We start from the raw sequence: 15,702 nt of genomic DNA on the forward strand, positions 1-15,702 counted from the left end.
TCGGAGGGGACGACCTCGTCGCTGGAAGCCCCGAACCAGGCCTTGGTCAGGCCCCTCACCAACCAGAGCCCCGAAGAGGGGCGGAAGAGCGCGACGTCCGAGGTCCCGTCGCCGTCGTAGTCGCCGGCGACGGCGGCGGGGCCGGACGGGGGCGTGGGGGGTATGGGGGTGGGAGAAGGACTGGGACTGGGAGTAGTCGTGGGTGAAGGCGTCGGGGAAACGCTGGGGGTGGGCACGGGAGTAATCTCATAGGTCCAGAAGCGGGCGGAATCGGCGTATCCGCAAACGTCCGAATCCAGGAACCCCCGGACATAGAGGCGGGCGGAAACGGTTCCGGCGGGAGCGGTCCCCGACCAGGACAGTTTTTCCCACCCGGCGATCCCGCTGTTGTAGACCGTCGTTTGGAAATCCGAGGTCGCGCCGTCCCACCACGACAGAACGATTCCCACGGCCGAGGCCGTCCCGGAGAGGGTGCGTGCGGAAAACGTGTAGCTCTCCCCCTCCGCCACCGCTATATCCTGGTAGTAGCCTTTGCCGTAGGGCCCGGGGGAGGTAGTGGTGGACAGCTCCATGGCGTAATTCCCCTCGAAAACTTCCTGGAATTCCTGCGCCGCGGCGCACGAACTCTCCGAGGACCAACCGTCCAGGGTACGGACGTTTCCCCAGGTCTCGAACCCTCCGTTTTCGAGAAGGTTCGGGGCCGGCGAAGGCGTGGGCGACGGGGGCGGCGGGGTCGGAGTGACCGGGGCCAGAAGCTCCAGCGAAGCGTCGTCCGCGTACCCGCAGAGCACCGACTCCCGGAAGCCCCGAACCATGACCCTGAGGTTGACGACCCCCGAAGGAGCGGGACCGGTGATAAGCTCCAATTTCTCCCATTCCCCGGACCCGGCCGCGCGCACCGTACTCCAATAATCGGCCGAAGACCCGTCCCACCAGTTGCCGCTTATGCCCATTCCCGAATCCTCGATCGAGTAAACCCAGACGGAGAAAAGAAAGCGGTCGCCGGGGGCGACGGTATAAACCGACTGGTATATCCCTTTCCCGTAATACCCGGGCGCCCCGATGGTTGTCAGCGCGGCGCTGGAAGCGCCTGAATGAACCGGAGACGAAGCCTCCGCAACCGATGCCGAAGCGGGGCTCTCCAGGTCCCAATCGTCGGGCGAGCCGCCGGTCCAGTCCTCGAAACCGCCGTTGCTCAGAAGATTGACGGGCGTGGGCGTAACCGGGAGGGGGACGGGAGTGGGCGTGACCCTGACCGCCATCCGGTAATCGACGATCACCGGGAGGTGGTCGGAGGCGTCTTCGGTGTCGTACTGATTGACCCCGGCCGCCGAACGCTGGGAAGCGGTCATGTTACGGGTATTGAGGATGAAGGAGTTGGCCACCATGACCACGGAATCGGTATAGTATTGGCGGTCGAAGCGCCGATAAGGGTTGGAAACGTCGGAAGGCCAGGTGTCGTGGTCGTCGCTCCAGGGATCGTCGGGATAGGCGTCGGCGAGATCGCTCCCGTCCCAATCGCCCTTGACCGCGGGGCCGAACGTCCCCGTATCCTGGATGTCCCCCGTCCGGATGGTGATGTCGGGCTGGATATCGTCGATAAGATTGAAATCGCCCAGAATCACCACCGGCGTATCCGTTTCCAGGCTGATATAGTCGTGTTCGGCTTCGGGCGCGTCCCGGGCGTCCCCGAGCCAAGCGGCATTGGCATCGGCGCTCTCCTGCCTCTGATCCTCGTCGCCGGAGTCGGACCCGGACTTGAAATGGTTGCCCATAATGTAGAAATCGCGGCGGTAGGTCGCGTCGGGGAGATCGATCAGGGCCATGGTCACTCCCCGCGTGGAAGCGTTGGGGCTGGTGTCCCAGCGCTCCATGGACAACGGCCAGCGGGAAGCCACGGCGTTGCAGACGTCGAGAACCCAATCCCCACCGACGTAGAAGCTGGAATATTTTCCGGTCCAGGCCGTCCAGGTCCCTCCCAACAGGGAATCGAGGCGCCCCTCGATCTGGTCGATGGTCACCTGCCAATAAATCTCCTCGAAAACGATGATGTCCGGATCGAGAGCCTGCAGCAGCCGCTCGTATTCCCCGTCGGTCCCCGAGTCCCAGATAAAATTGCGCATGGTGTTGTAGGTCATGACCCGGATATCGGTGGATTCTTCCTTGGAGAGGTCTCCGGTGTTGGGGTCGAAGGCCGGAGCCGACGGCGGCAGAAAGAGCCGGACCAGGACGATTAAAGCCGCCGCCGCGGCCACCGCCCTGCCCCGTTGTCCCGTTAGGTGCCGCCCCGCCATCGTCACGTCCCCAGGATCCGTAGAATTTCCCCGCCGTATTTGCGGAACCGGGCGGCACCGAGACCCTCGACCGCAGCCAAGGCTTCCGGGGTGCGCGGGCGCAGGCGCACGATCTCTTTCAGGGAACGGGTGGGGAGAACGGCCGAACGGCCGACCCCGAGCCGTTCCGCAGTCCGGTTTCTCCAATCCTTGAGCCTCCCCGTCAACCGCCGCTCCCAGCCGGGGGGAAACGGCTTGGGAGCGGGACGGGGAGGCGGGCCCTCCCCTTCCCCGGCCAAACCCAGGGAGACGGCGGCGACAAGATCCCGTCCGAACCGGTCCCAGACCCGCCGGGTCACCCCCTTGACGGCGAGGAACTCGTCGCGCGCACGCGGGAGACGGGAAGCTATCTCCAGCATAGCCTGGTTCCCCAGGACCTTGAAGGGGGGACGGTCCAGTTCCCGGGCCTTATCCTGGCGCCAGAGGAAAAGCCGGTTGAGCACTCTCAACCCGGCCTCGGTTTCGACGGCATCGATCCCCTTCACATTCCAGACGACCGCCCGGGCGAAAGAGGGAGCCAGGGGCGGAATATCCGCTAAACGCTCGAACTCGAACCGGGCCTCATCGGTCAAATCCCGCTCCGCCAATTCCCGGCTCAGGGCGTCGGCCAGCTCGAAGAGAAAACGGGTGTCCTGATAAAGATACTCGATCTGCCCCTCGGAGAACGGGCGCCGGGCCCAGTCGCAGGTGGTGTATTTCTTGGCCAGGACCACTCCGCAGTACTTCTCCACCAGGGCGGCCAGGCCGATCTTATCGAAACCGAGAAGCTCCGCGGCGATGGCGGTGTCGAAAAGTCCGGCGAAGGAATATCCGAAATCGCGTTTCAGCAGACCCAGGTCGTACACCCCCCCGTGAAAAATTTTTTCCACGGAGGGGTCGGCGAACATCTCCCCGAGAGCGGGCTCGGAGACGGCGATGGTGTCGAAGATATAGTGGCCGTCGCTCCCGGTCACCTGGATGGTACAGACCCGTTCCCGGAAAGCGTGCATGGAATTGCTCTCGGTATCCACCCCCAGGCGGGGAGAGTCGCGTAACGCCGCGCAGGCATCCGCCACCCCCGAATCCGATTCGATGAGAACGACCGGCTGGTTTTCTCTGTCCTTGGCAACGATCATAACCTGGTCCGTCATCTTTCCGGCGAGGGCAAAACCCCCGCCGCGAACCATCGAACCCGGCCGGAGGATTTCCCGTTCCTTATAAAGAATATACCTTCTCCATCGACCCCATGATAGAATTAACTATTGCGCAAACCGGGGCGCGAGGCCCTCCGCCCCCCAGCCCGGAGAACATCATGGAAAATCCCCGCATAACGATATGGGCTTTAAGCACCTGCATCCATTGCCGCCGGGCGGCACGGCTGCTCGACCAGCTGGAAGTTCCCTACCGGAAAGTCGAAGTCGACCTCCTTTCGGGGGAGGAACGCGCACGGGCGCTGGAGGAAATGTCCCGCCACAACCCCGAACGTTCCTTCCCCACCCTGTTGATCGGCGAAGAAGTCATCGTCGGCAATATCCCGGAGCGGATCCGCGAAGCCGTGAACCGGGACGCGTCCCGATGACTCCCGAAGAACTTCGGGAACAGCTCCGTCCCCTCCAGGAAAAGCTCGGTTATTTTTTCAACCGCGACCGGGAGATGACCCTGGAACTGCTGGAGGGCCTCCTGAAAAACCGGGAGCGCTACGGCTACATGGCCTGCCCCTGCCGATTGGCCAGCGGGGACCGCGAACGGGACCGGGATATATTCTGCCCCTGCGTCTACCGCGAACCGGACGTGCGGGAATACGGCTCCTGCTACTGCGGCCTCTACGTCTCGGAAGCCTGGAACCGGGGGGAGATCCCCCATAGCCACGTCCCCGAGCGACGGCCGGGCGGAGGAGCGGTGTAAGCGCCTATGACCGGCGGTTTCGGACTCTACGTCATCCTCACCGAACCGGAGGCGGGATACGAACGGGCGGCGGCGGCGGCTACGGAGGAGGAAGCGGCTTTCCTGCAATTGCGGATGAAGGATCGGCCGGAACGTGAAGTTCTGGACATGGCCCTAAAACTCCGGAAGATCACCCGCGGATCGAAGACCCGATTCATCGTCAACGACTCCCTGGAGACGGCCCGGGATGCCGATGCCGACGGGGTGCACCTGGGTCGGGAAGACATGGCTCTCTCCCGGGCCCGGGAACTCTGGCGGAGTCCGGGCAAGATTTTCGGACTTTCCACTCACAGTATCGGCGAAGCCGAAGCCGCCGCGGCCGCGGGAGCGGATTATATCGGGGTAGGACCGGTTTTCCCCACTCCGACCAAACCCGGGCCCGACCCGGCGCTGGGGGCGGATCTGGCCGCGAAGATCGCCCGGGAATCGCCCGTACCCGCGGTCGCCATCGGGGGGATCACGGAAGAGAACCTCCCTCTCCTTCTTTCCCTGGGGGTCCGCACCGTCGCCTGCGTACGCCCCGTCTGCGGGACCTCGAACCCCGCGGCCGCGATCCGGCGCTGGCAGGCCATTCTGCGCACGGCGGCCGGCGACGAGGGGCGGCCATGAGCGGAACGCGCCGGCGACGACGCGCGAGCCGGCAGGCCGGGGACGGCGTTTCCGGTCTCCCCTTCTGACCCGATGAAACACTTTCTCGGTTCGCTGGCCTTTCCCCTGGGTCTGGCGGGGGCCATCGCCGCGGGTCTTCTCTTCCCCGAGGCCGGCCTCGGAACGAGCGGCCTGCGCTTCCTGGGGGCTCCGCCCCGCCTTCTGGCCGTCATCGGCATCTTCCTGGTTACCGGGCTTCTGCTCGAACCCGCCGGGCTGACCAAAGGGAAAAGGTTCGCGGCGGCGGCCGTGGCGGCGGTGGCGGTGAATCTTTTCTGCGGCCCTCTGCTGGGCGGCTTGCTGGGGCGCGCTTTCAGGCCAGAGGAGGCGGTGCTGGCCGCGTTCCTGGTTTTTTCCTGCGCCCCCACCACCCTGAGTTCGTCAGCCGTCATCACCCGAACCGCGGGGGGGAACGTCACCTGGGCTTTGTCCTTCATCATCCTCCTCAGCCTGGTCGGGATCGTGGTCCTGCCCTTCTCCCTGGCCCAGACGCTTGCCCGGGGAGGAATCTCCGTCGACCGCTGGGCGATTCTCCGCAACGTCTTCTTCCTGGTCATGCTCCCGACCGGGTTCGGGTTCGCTCTTCAGAAAACGCTGCGGCGCCCGAGGGGAAAAGCCTGGGCGCACATGCCGCCGGCGCTGGTCGTCTTCATCGTCTGGCTCTCGGTTTCCGGCGCCCGGGCCCGCCTGGGCGCCTTCACGCCGGGGGCGGCGGCCGGAGCCGCCGCCCTGGCCGCCGGTTTCCACTTCTGCCTCCTGGCGCTGGCCGCGGCGGCGGCCCGAGCCCTGCGGCTGGACCCCCGTGAAGCCCGAGCCCTCTGGTTCGCCGGCTCCCAGAAGAGCCTCCCGGTCACGGTTTCGATCCTGCTCATGCTGGGAGCGGCGGAAGACTCCGGAAAACCGATCTTCGACGCCGCCACGGCCGCCGCCGTAATACTCTACTTTCCGCAAATCGTCATCGACTCCCTGGCGGCGGCGGCGGCGCGGATACGAGGCGGGAACGGCAACAAAGCCGTTGCCGAAGACGGACGGCTGCCCTAAGGTACCGAGTATGATCGCAAGGAGGCAAACGGACCGGGGCCCGGGCGCCGTCGGCGCAAAAGCGTTAACCGGGGCCACCGTCCTGGCGGCGGCCGGCGCCGCGGTCTTATATCTTCTCCTGTTTTGGTTCTGCGACCGCCCCGTCGACCTCTGGGTCCGCGCCCATTGGGCCGGTACCTGGGTTTTTTCGGCGGGAACCCTGGTCTCCGAACTGGCCACCGGGGAATATCTCCGGCTGGGGGCGGCGGCCGGCTTCATAGCGGTGGCGGTTTTCGACCCCGGCCTGAAACGCTCCTGGGCCCGGAACCTCCTCTGCGTCTGTCTCGCCTTCGCGGTCGCCACCGTCGTCGGAGAAGGCTTGAAGTACCTGTTGGGCCGCTGCCGCCCGGTGCTGCTCTTCGACGAAGGCCGCTACGGTTTCACTTTCTTCGCCTCGAAATGGGAACTGAACTCCACGCCTTCCGGGCATACCCTCCGCGCCTTCTCGATCCTGACCTCGCTCGCCCTCCTCTTCCGCAGGTACCGGGCCGGGTTCGTCGCGCTGGCCGTTCTCGTCGCGGTCAGCCGGGTGGCGGTCACCGCCCACTACCCGGCGGATATCGTCCTGGGGGCCTTCATCGGCGTCTTCAGCGCCCTCTGGACCCACCGATACTTCTTCGGGAAAGCGGAGACCGCCTCACCCGGCGGGCAACGGGCCTAAGCGTCCACGCCCAGCAGGGCCCGGACCAGGTAACCGACTCCGAAACTGGCCGCGGCCACCCCCAGGCTGATCCCGGCCATCTCCAGAAAACGGCGGAGGAAGGGCAGGTCCCGGGCCACCGAGAGGTAGTAGTTGAAGCAGAAGATGATGAAAACGGCGGCGCCCAGCGTCAGCCCCAGGCAGGCGAAGTAATCGGCGAGCACCAGGTACGGGAGGATAAGAAGGCCGACCGTGACGATGTAAGCGGCCCCCGTATAGAGGGCGGCTTTCCCGGGGCTGACCTCGGAACCTTCGGCTTTCCGGGACAGATATTCCGAAGAAGCCATGGAGAGGGCCGCCGCCACCCCGGTGATCAAGCCGGTCAGGGCGATCAGCCGGGTATCGCGCAGAGCCAGGGTGAAGCCGGCCAGGGCGCCGGTCAACTCGACCAGGGCGTCGTTGAGGCCGAGGACGACCGAACCGGTATAGCGGAGGCGCTCCTCGTCGAGCAGGGCGAGGAGTTCGCGTTCGTGGCGGTTTTCGTCTTCGGCGATCTTCTCGGCTTCGGGGACCTCATCCCGGAGGCGCTCGTAGTTTTCTTCCGCGCCCTCCTCGCCCCGCTCCATCAGCTTGACCGCGAAGGTGAAACCGGCCACGCGGGCGAGGAACCCGTACCAGCGGATCTTCCAGCGGTCGGGAGCGACATCGCGTCCCGTGTGCCGCTTCCAGACGCCGTAGTGGCGCAGCTCCTCGTCGGCGATCCGGCGCAGAACCCGCCGGTTCTCTTCCGATTTCAGCCGCTCGGCCAAGCTCAGGTAGATCCGGTGCTCGGTGATTTCACCGCGCTGAAAATCCAAGAGCCGTTCCCCGATGTCCGTCATCTTTCTCATCTCTCTGGGCCGATGATACCCGGCGGGGTATTCCCGTCAAGCCCCGGCCGCGACGGCGGCCCGGCACCCCCCAGGATCGAGAACACCGCTCCTCCCACCACCAGAGCCACCCCGGCGAGCATCCTCAACCCCGGAACCTCCCCCCAGGCCAGCCAGTCGATCACCCCGGCGAAAACGACCCCGAAATACATGAAGGGGGAGACGACGGCGACGGGGGCGAAAGAGAAGGAACGGACCAGGAAGAGCTCGATGAACAGGAACCCGGCGGCGGCGGCGAACAGGTAGATCCACTGCGCGCCCCGGGGGGTCTTCCAGACGGGCGCGGCGAACAGTCCGGAAAGAAGGGCCGTCATCAGAAAAACGAAGAAGAGGGTCACATCTTCGCGCTCGGTCCCGGCGTCATCGAGGAGGCCGACGACGATGTCATCGAAGGCCACGGCGACCCCGGAAGCCAGCGCGAGAAGGATGCCGGGGCGGGCGAACGTCCCGGCGGCGGGGTCGAGAATGAGAACGATGCCGACGAAACCGACCGCAACAGCGGCGATCAAGCCGGGGGAGAGGCGGCGGCGGAACCAGAAATACGAGATGACCGGGATGAAGAGGGGGGCCGAGCTGTTGAGAAGCACTCCGCTGGAGACCGGGACGGTCCTGATCGCCAGGTACATCAGATACGAGGTGAAGAAAGCCAGGCTCCCCTGGAGAAACTGCAGGCCGTAGCGGCCGCTGGGCAGGGAAAACTTCTTCAAACCCCGGCGCAGATGCCAGGCGGTGACGGCCAGGAGAGGAATCAGGCTTTCGAAGAAGACCACCACGGCGGTGGGCAGTCCGGAGGCGACCGCCTGTTTGACCAGGGATCCGGTCACGGCCACGAACAAGAAGGCCGCGACCATGCAGACTATTCCCCGGGGCGCCGAGGGAGCCGCGCTCGAGCGGGGGCGCCTCACCGGTCATTTTCCTCCGGGATCGCGCCGATACCGATCATGACCTAGATCCTCCCTGCCCTTTTTTCTACACGGACCGGCGGCTGAATACAACCTTACCGTGCGCCGCCTCACTCCAGGCGCTGCAGGCTCGGGTGGATATGCAGGCACGGGAGGAGGCATAGGGCATAGGGCATAAAGACAGAATTCAGAATACAGTATACAGAATTCAGTAGCCCTCAACCGCGCCCCCTCAATACGTCCACAGATGACACAGATCGGGAAGGTATGGGGATATATGAAGGAGGGAATGTTTTACTTTATGCCCTCTGCTCCCCCCAAGGGCCGAGGGGGGGGGGCCTCCTTCCTGAACCCTCTCTATGCTCTATGCCCCATGCTCCATGCCTGCCCCCCCTGAACCCTCTCTTTCCCCCTCTGTGCCCTGTGTGGTTATTTCCCTTTCCCCTTCAGCCTGACCGGCGGCGGCGGGCGGCGAAAGGATCGTCGAGGCCGACGGCTTTCCAGGTATCGGGGTCCTCCATGCAGAGATAGATGGGGAGGCGCCGGCCGGAAGGGCCGAAGAACTCGAGGAGACGGCGGTAAGCCGCGGCGCGGACGGCAGGGAGGTAGCGGAGCTTGCCGTCGAAACCGGGGAACAGCTCCTGGTCGGCGATGGGATCGCCGGGGAACCGCCGTTCCAGGATCTGGAGCAGCCGCGGCCGGAACCGGACGGTTCCGAGGCTGATCCAGGCGATCAGGTCGGGGTGAAACCGCTCCAGGATTTCTCCGATCAGTTCCCGATATCCGTCCTCCCAGCCGGGGAGCAGAACCACCGGGTCGAAGTGGAAAGCGAGACGGTACCCCGCTTCCGCGCAACGAGCGGCGGCGGCCAGGCGCCCGGAGACCGGGGCCGCCCCATGGTCGAAACGCCGGGCGGCGGACGGGGGGGAAAGGGAAAATCCGACGACGATATTCCCTCCCGGGTCCGTCCCCAGCAGCCCCTCCACCTCGTCGCTTTTGGTTTTGAATTCGAATTCGATTCCCTTCCGGCCCCGGAAGTAACCGACCAGGTCGCGGGCATACCCGGTCAGGGAGTCCCAGGCCAGGGAGTCGGAAAATTCCCCGGTGCCGATCCGGATTTCTTCTTCCCGGCGCCGGAAGGATCCCAGCGCTCCCGGGGGCGGAAGCGCGGAAACGGGGAAGAAAAGACCGGGAACGGTCATGTACTCCTGGAGAAAACAATAGCTGCAGTCGTAGGGGCATCCCGCCGCCAGCTCGTAGACGCGGTAGCCGCAGCCCAGGGCGCCGGCGGCGCAGGGGCACGGCTGCAGGGCGCCGGGGCCGACGGAGCCGATCAGGACCGTCTCCCGGCGCCGGTTGTAATCGGCGGGACCGGGGCGGCGGCGGGGGAGCGAGCGGCGCCATTCGCGCAGGGAGGGCACTTCCATGCCCCTGGCGCCGGGGAAGGCGCGGCGGAAGCGGGAGAGGAGCGGGGCCCCGGAAACTTCCCCTTCCCAGACGATCAGCCGCGGAGAGGGGGAAACGCCCGGAGCGAAGACGGCGGCGCCGGGGAACCGCTCCAGGGGCAGGAGCAGGGGGTCGGGGACGGGGCCGGCGGCGGCGGCGCCCGGGTAGCGCCGCCGAACCAGCGCGGCCCTGAGTTCGGGAAAACGCCGGGGGTGCGTCCCCTCCAGCACCCGTTCCGGGGAGATTCCTTCCCGGCGGGATATTTCGGAGAGGAGCCGCAGCAGTTCGCGGCGCTTGTTCACTCCGAACCGGGGGAAACGGCTCTCGATCACGGCCGCGGCTTCCCGCTCCCGGCCGGAAAGTTCCGGAGAACCCTTCATGGAGCGGGCGGCGGCGGGGAAAGCCACCCTTCGACCCGTTCCGGAGGCAGGCGCAGCGCCCGGTAGATGAGACCGCGGCGGCCGTCTTCGATCTTAGGGTTGTAGAACTCCCAGACCGTAGCGCCGGCCGGATCGACTTCGAAGATCCGACCCCGGTCCGATTCGCAGATAAGGGTGTTGCCGTTGGGAAGCCGCTGGCAGGACCCCCGGGTGGGAGAAGAAAAGGCCTGGGGCGGATCGGCCAGGTAGGACCAGACCGTCCGGCCGGAAACGGGGTCGATCTCCAGAATGCGGGAAAATCCGCGGTGGTACCCGTTGTCGAAGACCAGGATCCGGCCGTTCTCGAGCATCCGGGGCATGTGGGGCCAGTCGAGGACGTCCGCTCCCCACTCCCAGACGATTTTCCCGGTCCGGGGGTCGACGGCCAGGACCAGATTGACGTTGCGCAGGCAGATGAGCCAGTTGCCGGCCCGGAAACGTTCGTCGCGGCGCCCCAGTTCGGTTCGAGGGAGGGCCTGGGCGGAGTTGAGGTGGTAGTAGCTGTACTTCTCCAGGCCCAGGCACCGGCGGAAGAGGTTGTCGAGCTCGTAAATCCCCCAACGCAGATGGGAGGCGTAAAAGCGCTGCAGAGCGCGGGCAAAGCCGCCGGCCCCGGTTTCGGCGTCGAGGGCGGTGGGGCCGTGGATGTTTCTCAATTCGCTGAAATGGGTAAACGTCGCCCATTCTTCTCCCGGCTCGCCCTGCGACGAAATCCGGCGGACGGAGTCGAACTCGACCAGGCGGGAGCGGTAGAGACGGTGCGGGTTGGAGACGGCCACCAGGAAATCTCCGCCGTCGAGAGGAGAGATCTCGTGGTGGATGCCGATCGGCAGTTCCCAGACCACCCGGGACTCGCGGTCGAGGCGGACCAGGCTTTCGCCTTCATGAAAGGCCACGATCCCGCCGCCGTCGAGAAGCCGGGCGAAATCCCAGCCTTTCCCCGGGTCGGGGAACCGCCAGCGATGAACGGGGCGCCCCTCCAGGTCCAGGAGCCAGGCATAATCGGACCCGTCGGCGTAGAGCGTGTAGCCGGGGCAGGCCCGGTCCCGGTCCCAGGCGACCACACCGGCGACGCGGGCGGATACGGTCTGTTCCGACCAGGCCAGGTAAGGGAGCGAGACCAGTTCATCGAGGTTCCCACGCCCCGGAGCGGGAGCGGGACCCGGCGCCAGGAGGAGCAGGGAGACGAACACCGCCGCGGCCAGAACCCCCAGCACCGCCAACGTTTTCTTCATCCCCCGGGACATCGGCTTACCCTTCCTCTCCCCACAGGGCGCGGACGGCCGCCCCCGCGCGCTCCAGGGCGGCAAAAACCGAGTTTTCGGGGGAAGGGCCGTTTTCTCCGCCGGCGACGTCGGAGACGACCAGGACGGCGGCGGCCGCCGCCGAAACCGAGGCGGCGGCGGAGAACACCGCCGAACACTCCATCTCCATCGACTCCACGCCCCGGGCGCGCAGAAGCGGGCTCTTCCGGGAAGCCAGGAACGGCGAACCGACGGTGGCGTTCAGGACCGGGGGCACCCCCGAGAGGGGCGCCAGCAGCCGGACCAGCGCGGGGTCGGCCGGGACCTCGGCCCAGGCCGGGAGTTCTTCGCCCAGCCAGGGGCCGAACCCTTCCGCCGCCAGGCTGGCGCGGGGGACGACGATATCGCCCACCTTCGCCCGGGGAAGGCCGAGAAAGCGGCAGGTTCCCAGCAGGATCAGTTCCCGGCAACCCTCCCGGGCCAGCTCCAGGGCGGCGTCGCCGGCGTAGGCGCTTCCCATGCCGGAGGAGACGACGGCGAAGCCCGGGACGGCGGCGGCGGAATAAGGCCCCCCCCGGAAGAGCTTCTTCACCCCCAGACCCGAAAGCAGGGAACGGCGGACGAAGGGAAGCAGAACGCAACGGCGCCCCAGGTCCCGGGCGGGAATTCCGAATCTTTCCTCGAACGTCTTCACTGCAGCTGGGGTTTGCCCCGGAGACCGGTTCGAGTTATATTATACAGTAAGCCTCGGTGTCCGGCCGTTCGGGTAGTATATCGTATCGGCCGGCCGGGCATGGGAAAGAAATGGCGCCCGCCCGCCCGGGCCGGTCTCAGCGAGTCAGGGAGGAAGGATGAAAAGGACACTCTCCGCCGGTCTTATCCTGTGCGCGCTGGCGGCGTGCGCCCCCACCCGGACCACCGTCAAAGTCGTGAGAATCGATCCTCCTCCCGTCGCCTGGCGCGACCGGGCGCAAGGATCGCCGCAGCCGATCGAGGGGGCCGCGGTCAGTCTCGTCAACGGGAACCTGGAGGAACTGGTCCGAACCACGGGCCCGGCCGGCACGACGGTTTTCGAGTTCGATTCCCCCGACGCCATGACTTTCATCTCCTGTTGGGTGGGAGATACCGGACCGGTCAGCCGCGTCTGCGTCTATCTCGTCTCCGGGAGCTGCGGCGAGGTCGTGATCGAGCTGCCGGTCCCGGCTTCCCCGACGCCGGTCGCGACCGCCACGCCGCGACCGACCGCCACCCCCGCTCCCTCGGCCACTCCGGCCCCTACCGCCTCGGCTCAGCCCACGGCGGTCTCCATCCCGGCGGGAGGAGAGGAAACGGCCCCGGCGGAACCTTCCGGGCAAGTCACCGGCTAAGGGACGCCCGGCGTTACGCGCGGACGGGGGGCCCCGGGGAGAGGGAACGGGAAACCGCGGTCGGCCCTACTGCTCGGCCTCGGGGGTCTCAGTTTCGGCCGGAGCTTCTGCGCTCTTCTTCTTCCCGGCCGCGGGCTTCTTTCCGGACTTGGCCGCGGTTTTTCGGGCCGGAGCCTTCCTCGGCGTTTTCTTGGCCGGCTCCTTCTTGGCCTTGGAACCTTCCGGGGCGGGAGCCGACGCCTCCAACTTCTCGCTGAAAAGAATCACGGCGGTGGGACCGCCGTCGCCGCGGCGGGCCGCCGACATCTTCAGAACCCGAGTGTACCCACCCCGGCGTTCGCCGAAGCGCGGCCCGATCTCGTCGAAGAGTTTCTTGACCGCGTCCTTGCGCCCGAGAAAAGCCACGGCGCGCCGGCGCGAGGCGAGATCGTTCTTCTTGGCCAGGGTGACCATGCGGTCGGCCCACCGGGCCGCCGCCCGGGCCTTGGGAAGGGTGGTCTCGATCTTCTCCTCCACGATCAGCGCGGCGACCAGATTGGCCAACAGGGCCCGCCGGTGCGCGGAAGTCCGGTTGAGTTTAAAAGTATCTTTACGGTGTCGCACGTGGCTATTCCTCCGGGATGGTGTTGAAAACCGCCTCCTCGGACTCGAATTCCGCCGGAAGTTCCCCGACGGGGGCCGAGAGATCCATGCCCAGATGCAATCCCAGACGGCCAAGGATGTTCTTGATCTCTTCCAGGGACTTCTTGCCGAAATTGCGGTATTTGAGCATCTCCGCCTCGCTCCGGGAGACCAGATCCCCGATCGTCTGAATGTTGGCCGCCTCGATGCAGTTCTTGGAGCGAACCGAGAGTTCGATCTCGGTGATGGGCATCTTCAAGAGCTTCTGGAACTTGTTCTCTTCGTCCAGATCGGATCCGACCTCGTCCTCGAACTCGACCGTGTAGCGGTCGTCCTCGGTGAAAAGATCGAGGTGTTTCTTGAGAATGGCCGAGGACTGGATCAGGGCCTCGCGGGGGGAGACCCTCCCGTCGGTCCAGATCTCGATGATGAGACGATTGAAGTCGGTCCGCTGCCCCACCCGGGTGTCCTCGACGTAGTATTTGACTTTGCGCACCGGGGTGAAGATGGCGTCGATGGGGATCACTCCGAGCACGTCCGCCGAACTCTTGTTCTGCTCGGCCGGACGGTAACCGCGGCCGAGACCGACCCAGATCTCCATGCGCAGACGGCCGCCCGCCTCGATCCGGGCCAGATACTGTTCGGGGTTGATGACCTCGACCGTGCCGCCGGTCTCGATATCGCCGGCGGTGACTTCTTTCTCCCCGGAGACGTCGAGCGTGATCTTCCGGGGCTCGCGGCCGTCCATCTTCAACACCACCTGCTTGAGGTTGAGGACGATGTCGGTGACGTCCTCGTAAACGCCGGGAACGGTCGAAAATTCGTGCTGGACCCCCTCGATCTTGATCTTGGTGATGGCGGCGCCTTCCAGCGAGGAGAGGAGGACCCGTCTCAAGGCGTTGCCCAGGGTGAAACCGTACCCGCGTTCGAACGGTTCGGCGATAAACTTGGTGAAGGTGGGAGTGGCGGAGGCTTCGTCCCACACCAATTTATTGGGAAGAGCCAATTTGCCCATAATAACTGCCATGATGCACCCTCCTGAAGTGTGCGAAGTATACGATCGCGGACTCAGACCTTGGAGTACAACCCGACAACCAGGGAGATATCGATGGGGATGGGGATGTCCTCGCGCCCGGGAAGCCTCAATACTTCGGCCTTGAATTCGTTTTTATTGAGCTGCAGCCAGGAAGGAACGTCCCGGAGGCGGGCCTCCACGGCCTCGGCCGCGCGCTGGCGGCTCGTGCCCCGGTCGCGGACCTCGATGATGTCTCCGACCCGGACCTGGCGGCCGGGGTAATCGACCCGGCGGCCGTTGATGAGGATATGCCCGTGACGGACGAACTGCCGGGCGGCGCGGGGCGAAGTGACGAACCCCAGGCGCACGATCACGGAGTCGAGTCTGGTCTCGAGCAGACGCAGAAGATTCTCCCCGGGCCGCCCCTGCATCTGTTCGGCCTTCTTGAAATAATTGCGGAACTGCTTTTCCAGCATCCCGTAGCTCTTGCGCAGCTTCTGTTTTTCGCGGAGCTGTTCGCCGTACTCCGAGCTTTTCTTCCGCCGCTGGCCGTGCTCGCCGGGAGGGGTCCGGCCCTTCTCGACGGGGCATTTGCTCATCAGGCACTTAGCCCCCTTGAGAAACAGTTTTTCCTTCTCCCTCCGGCAGATCCGGCATACTGGTCCTATGTAACGTCCCATCTCAACTCCTGTGCTTCATTGCTGCAAGCCCGGCCCCGCGGCGGCTTACACGCGCCGCCGCTTGGGCGGCCGGCAGCCGTTGTGGGGCAACGGGGTCACGTCCTTAATCGCGGTGATCTTGAACCCCTGAGCCTGGAGGGAGCGGATGGCCGACTCCCGGCCCGAACCGGGCCCCTTGACCCAGACTTCGACTTCGCGCAGGCCGGCGTTTTTGGCGTCGGCCGCGGCTTTCTCGGCCACGATGCTGGCGGCGAAGGCCGTGCTCTTGCGCGACCCCTTGAACCCGGCGCGGCCGGAAGAGCACCAGGCTATGACTTCGCCGCTCCGGTCGGTGATGGTGACGATGGTGTTGTTGAAAGTGGATTGGATGTGCGCGATCCCGACCGGCACCGAGCGGGCGACCTTCTTTTTCTTCTGCGTCTTCTTTACCTTAGCCATCTCTTATCTCCTCAGGG

17 protein-coding genes are annotated in these 15,702 nt (G+C 65.7%); 6 read left to right on the plus strand and 11 right to left on the minus strand.

Translation table 11 applies throughout. The features are described from left to right. Both PLZ73_02680 and PLZ73_02685 read right to left on the minus strand, forming a co-directional pair. The coding region (locus tag PLZ73_02680) for a hypothetical protein (GenBank protein ID HOO76774.1) at positions 1–2,294 on the minus strand (2,294 nt) is incomplete at its 3' end. Positions 2,295–2,296: 2 nt separating this feature from the next. Continuing rightward, a complete protein-coding gene (locus tag PLZ73_02685) occupies positions 2,297–3,463 on the minus strand; it encodes a ribonuclease D (GenBank protein HOO76775.1) in 1,167 nt (388 codons plus the stop codon). Between the two features lie 161 nt (positions 3,464–3,624). Here PLZ73_02685 and PLZ73_02690 point away from each other — a divergent pair, with 161 nt between their 5' ends. From PLZ73_02690 to PLZ73_02710, 5 genes are all read left to right on the plus strand, one after another. Continuing rightward, positions 3,625–3,891: a glutaredoxin family protein gene (locus tag PLZ73_02690; GenBank protein ID HOO76776.1), complete on the plus strand. Its 267-nt coding sequence runs from the start codon at positions 3,625–3,627 to the stop codon at positions 3,889–3,891. Continuing rightward, the gene (locus PLZ73_02695; protein HOO76777.1) at positions 3,888–4,217 is read left to right on the plus strand and encodes a ferredoxin-thioredoxin reductase catalytic domain-containing protein; all 330 of its coding nucleotides are present in this window, start codon (positions 3,888–3,890) and stop codon (positions 4,215–4,217) included. Before PLZ73_02690 ends, PLZ73_02695 begins: the two co-directional genes overlap by 4 nt. A 6-nt stretch (positions 4,218–4,223) precedes the next feature. Next, on the plus strand, positions 4,224–4,865 hold the full coding sequence (thiE, locus tag PLZ73_02700) for a thiamine phosphate synthase (protein ID HOO76778.1): 642 nt from the start codon (positions 4,224–4,226) through the stop codon (positions 4,863–4,865). A 72-nt stretch (positions 4,866–4,937) separates the two neighbouring features. Continuing rightward, complete coding sequence (locus PLZ73_02705) at positions 4,938–5,945, plus strand: bile acid:sodium symporter (GenBank protein ID HOO76779.1); 1,008 nt, start codon at positions 4,938–4,940, stop codon at positions 5,943–5,945. Between the two features lie 10 nt (positions 5,946–5,955). Further along, the gene (locus PLZ73_02710; GenBank protein ID HOO76780.1) at positions 5,956–6,645 is read left to right on the plus strand and encodes a phosphatase PAP2 family protein; all 690 of its coding nucleotides are present in this window, start codon (positions 5,956–5,958) and stop codon (positions 6,643–6,645) included. On the opposite strand, the gene PLZ73_02715 is transcribed toward PLZ73_02710, so the two are convergent. The 5 genes from PLZ73_02715 to PLZ73_02735 form a co-directional block, all read right to left on the minus strand. Next, positions 6,642–7,514, minus strand: a complete 873-nt coding sequence (locus PLZ73_02715) for a VIT1/CCC1 transporter family protein (GenBank protein HOO76781.1) — start codon at positions 7,512–7,514, stop codon at positions 6,642–6,644. The genes PLZ73_02710 and PLZ73_02715 overlap by 4 nt on opposite strands. After that, positions 7,511–8,458, minus strand: a complete 948-nt coding sequence (locus tag PLZ73_02720) for a DMT family transporter (protein HOO76782.1) — start codon at positions 8,456–8,458, stop codon at positions 7,511–7,513. Before PLZ73_02720 ends, PLZ73_02715 begins: the two co-directional genes overlap by 4 nt. 443 nt (positions 8,459–8,901) lie before the next feature. After that, positions 8,902–10,308 (minus strand): hypothetical protein, encoded by a 1,407-nt coding sequence (locus tag PLZ73_02725; protein HOO76783.1) that lies wholly within the window; start codon positions 10,306–10,308, stop codon positions 8,902–8,904. Further along, positions 10,278–11,555 carry an arylsulfotransferase family protein gene (locus tag PLZ73_02730; protein ID HOO76784.1) on the minus strand — a complete coding sequence of 426 codons (1,278 nt, stop codon included), beginning with the start codon at positions 11,553–11,555 and terminating at the stop codon, positions 10,278–10,280. The genes PLZ73_02725 and PLZ73_02730 overlap by 31 nt, the downstream gene beginning before the upstream one ends. A gap of 16 nt (positions 11,556–11,571) precedes the next feature. Further along, positions 11,572–12,258 (minus strand): hypothetical protein, encoded by a 687-nt coding sequence (locus PLZ73_02735; protein HOO76785.1) that lies wholly within the window; start codon positions 12,256–12,258, stop codon positions 11,572–11,574. Between the two features lie 157 nt (positions 12,259–12,415). Between PLZ73_02735 and PLZ73_02740 the strand changes: the two genes are divergently transcribed. Further along, positions 12,416–12,931, plus strand: a complete 516-nt coding sequence (locus PLZ73_02740) for a hypothetical protein (protein ID HOO76786.1) — start codon at positions 12,416–12,418, stop codon at positions 12,929–12,931. Between the two features lie 66 nt (positions 12,932–12,997). On the opposite strand, the gene rplQ is transcribed toward PLZ73_02740, so the two are convergent. The 4 genes from rplQ to rpsK are packed head-to-tail and all read right to left on the minus strand — an operon-like array spanning position 12,998 to position 15,685. Further along, a complete protein-coding gene (gene rplQ, locus PLZ73_02745; GenBank protein HOO76787.1) occupies positions 12,998–13,534 on the minus strand; it encodes a 50S ribosomal protein L17 in 537 nt (178 codons plus the stop codon). Positions 13,535–13,538: 4 nt separating this feature from the next. After that, entirely contained in the window at positions 13,539–14,579 is a 1,041-nt protein-coding gene (locus tag PLZ73_02750) for a DNA-directed RNA polymerase subunit alpha (GenBank protein HOO76788.1), read from the minus strand. Positions 14,580–14,620: 41 nt separating this feature from the next. Beyond that, positions 14,621–15,247, minus strand: coding sequence for a 30S ribosomal protein S4 (gene rpsD / locus PLZ73_02755; GenBank protein HOO76789.1), 627 nt, complete (start codon positions 15,245–15,247; stop codon positions 14,621–14,623). A 45-nt stretch (positions 15,248–15,292) separates the two neighbouring features. Then, positions 15,293–15,685: a 30S ribosomal protein S11 gene (gene rpsK, locus PLZ73_02760; protein ID HOO76790.1), complete on the minus strand. Its 393-nt coding sequence runs from the start codon at positions 15,683–15,685 to the stop codon at positions 15,293–15,295. Positions 15,686–15,702: the final 17 nt, after the last annotated feature.

It is taken from the genome of bacterium (assembly GCA_035380285.1).
GTDB lineage: Bacteria > Auribacterota > Erginobacteria > Erginobacterales > DAOSXE01 > DAOSXE01.